Annotated in this window: 2 protein-coding genes and 1 pseudogene; all 3 read left to right on the top strand. The window is 62.9% G+C overall.

Features of this window, described 5'->3' with window-relative positions; translation table 11 throughout:
- Positions 1-507 (top strand): NAD(P)/FAD-dependent oxidoreductase (locus tag EN964_RS31460; RefSeq protein ID WP_164776140.1); only part of this gene is annotated, 507 nt, incomplete at its 5' end.
- 110 nt (positions 508-617) lie between these two features.
- Positions 618-2,147, top strand: coding sequence for an ABC transporter substrate-binding protein (locus EN964_RS31455; RefSeq protein ID WP_127272536.1), 1,530 nt, complete (start codon positions 618-620; stop codon positions 2,145-2,147).
- A gap of 89 nt (positions 2,148-2,236) precedes the next feature.
- Positions 2,237-2,577: pseudogene (locus tag EN964_RS31450) on the top strand (ABC transporter permease); the annotation flags it as partial.

Genomic DNA, 2,577 nt, shown 5'->3' with positions numbered 1-2,577 from the left:
TCGCGCACCTATCAACATGCGATGGCGGGCATGCTGCCGGACGAACCGGTGCTGGTCGTCGGCCAGCCGACGGCGATCGACCCATCGCGGGCGCCTCAGGGAAAGCATGTGCTGTGGGTGCAGGTGCGCATGCTGCCCGCCGAAATCCTGGGCGATGCCGCCGGCAAGATCGCACCGGACCATTGGGACAAGGTGAAGGAAGCCTACGCCGAGCGTGTCCTCGACATCATCGAGACCTATGCGCCCGGCCTGCGAAACCAGATCCTCGGCCGGGCCGTGTTTTCGCCCATCGATCTCGAGCGCGAGAACCCGAATCTCGTCGGTGGCGACCAGGTCTGCGGCAGCCATCATCTGGCGCAGAATTTCCTGTTCCGCCCGGCGCGCGGCTATGCCGGATGGAACACGCCGGTGGCCAATCTGCACCTCACCGGGGCCGCGACATGGCCGGGCGCCGGCACCGGTGCGGCGTCGGGCTTCATGCTCGCGCAACAGCTTGGCGGGAGGTAGGAGCCGAGGATTTCCTTGAGGCTACGAGGGGCAAGGCGCTGCTGCCCGAGAAGCCTGAACCAATGACCTGAAGACGCCGCGCAGAAACAAAACCAACAAGGGGAACGACCATGACAATCAACAGACGTGAATTGCTGGGATACAGCGCCGCGGCACTCGGGGCGGCCGCCGTCGGCCTGCCGCAGATCGCCAAGGCAGCGGCCGGCGAACTGACCATCGCCTACAACGTCAACTTGCCATCCTGGGATCCGACCACCGGCCCGTCGGCCGTCAACCCGACCATCCAGGGGCTTTACCAGTCGGTGTTCGACCAATTCATCCCGCAGAAGCCCGATTTGTCCTTCGCGCCTGGCCTGCTCACCGAATGGGGCTGGAACGACGACCGCACCAAGATCATGATGACGGTGCGCGAAGGCGTGACCTGGCATGACGGCTCGCCGTTCACGGCCGAGGACGTCGTCTGGTCGCTGCAGCGGGCAGGCGACGAGAAGACGGGCAACCCGATCCAGTTCGTCTGGAAGAACGTCAACAACTTCAAGATCGACGGCAACAAAATCACGGGCGACGTCGTGCAGTTCGACCCGGTCTATTTCAAATGGATGTCGTTCCTGACCGGCTACATCATGCCGAAGGCCTACTACGAGAAGGTCGGCGCCGAAGGTTTCGAGAAGGCGCCGATCGGCACCGGCCCCTACATGGTGGAAAAGTTCGAGCGCAACGCCTTCCTGCGGCTCAAGGCCAATCCGAACTATTGGGGCGGCAAGCCGGCCTTCGAGAATGTGACGATCAAGTTCGTCGCCGACGCGGCAAGCCGCGTCGCCGAGATCGAATCCGGCTCCTCGCAAGTGACGCTCGAAATTCCCTATGAGGAGTATGACCGGCTGATCGCCAAGGACGGGCTGGCCGGCTCGTGCAAGAACGTTTCCGACATCGGCATGATCTTCTTCAACGACATCGAGGCGATGCTGGACAAGAACGTCCGCCAGGCCGCCGTGATGGCCGTCGACAAGAAACTTCTGGTCGATCGCCTGCTGCGCGGCTACGGCCAGCCGATCGATACGCTGGAAACGCCGGAATACGCATCCTACGACGCGTCGATCAAGGTCGAGCACAATCCGGAAAAGGCCAAGGAATTGCTCGCCGCTTCCGGCTATTCGCCGGAAAAGCCGGTCAAGTTCACCATCCAGACGACCAAGGGCTTCAAGCCCAAGGACTATGAGATGATCCAGGCGATCGTCGGCATGTGGCGCAAGGTCGGCATCGAGGCGACGATCGAAGTCTACGAGATCGCCAAGCACTACGAACTGCGCGCCGCCGACAAGCTGGCGCCGTCCGCCTTCTACAATTGGGGCAATGCCATCGGCGATCCGACCACCTCGACCGGCTTTGCCATGTACGGCCCGAGCCCGCATTCGGTGTGGGACAGCCAGGATTTGATCGACATGATCAACCCGCTGTGGGGCGAAAAGGACGAGGCCAAGCGCATCGCCGGCTGGAAGGCTGTCGACAAATACATCGCCGAGCAGGCCTATGTGCTGCCGCTGATCCAGTATGCGCAGCCGATCGTGCATGCCAAGGGCGTCAATGTGGTGCAGCATGTGTCCGGCGCGCTGCTGCCGGCCCTGATGACCCCGGCCTGACATCGGCCTGGAATTGCCGCGCGCCGTCCATAGCGACGGCGCGCATTTCTATCCGGCATACGAGCCAACGAGCTCCTGCAAAGATTTACATGCTCCTGCAACGATTCCTGATCCGCCTTCTGACGATGCTGATCACGCTGTTCGGCGTGGCCGTCGTCGTCTTTGTCGTGATCCGCGTCGCACCCGGCGATCCGATCGCCATGATGCTGCCGCCCGGCGCGACGGATGCCGACATTGCCCGGCTGCGCGCGCTCTACGGCCTCGACAAGACCATCGTCCAGCAATTCTTCATCTGGCTGTCGGGCGTGGCCCGGGGCGATTTCGGCACTTCGATTTCGCTGCGGCAGGATGTGCTGGGTCTCGTCTTCAACCGGCTGCCGGCGACGCTGGAACTCGCCATCGTCGCGCTTGTGATGGCGGTGGCGATCGG

The sequence above is a fragment of the Mesorhizobium sp. M7A.F.Ca.CA.001.10.2.1 genome, assembly GCF_003998575.1.
GTDB lineage: Bacteria > Pseudomonadota > Alphaproteobacteria > Rhizobiales > Rhizobiaceae > Mesorhizobium.
This window is presented reverse-complemented; position numbering and strand designations above follow the sequence as displayed.

Excerpts from the sequence above, each read along its gene's own strand:
- EN964_RS31455 (WP_127272536.1), top strand. The coding sequence starts at position 618 with ATGACAATCAACAGACGTGAATTGCTGGGATACAGCGCCGCGGCACTC.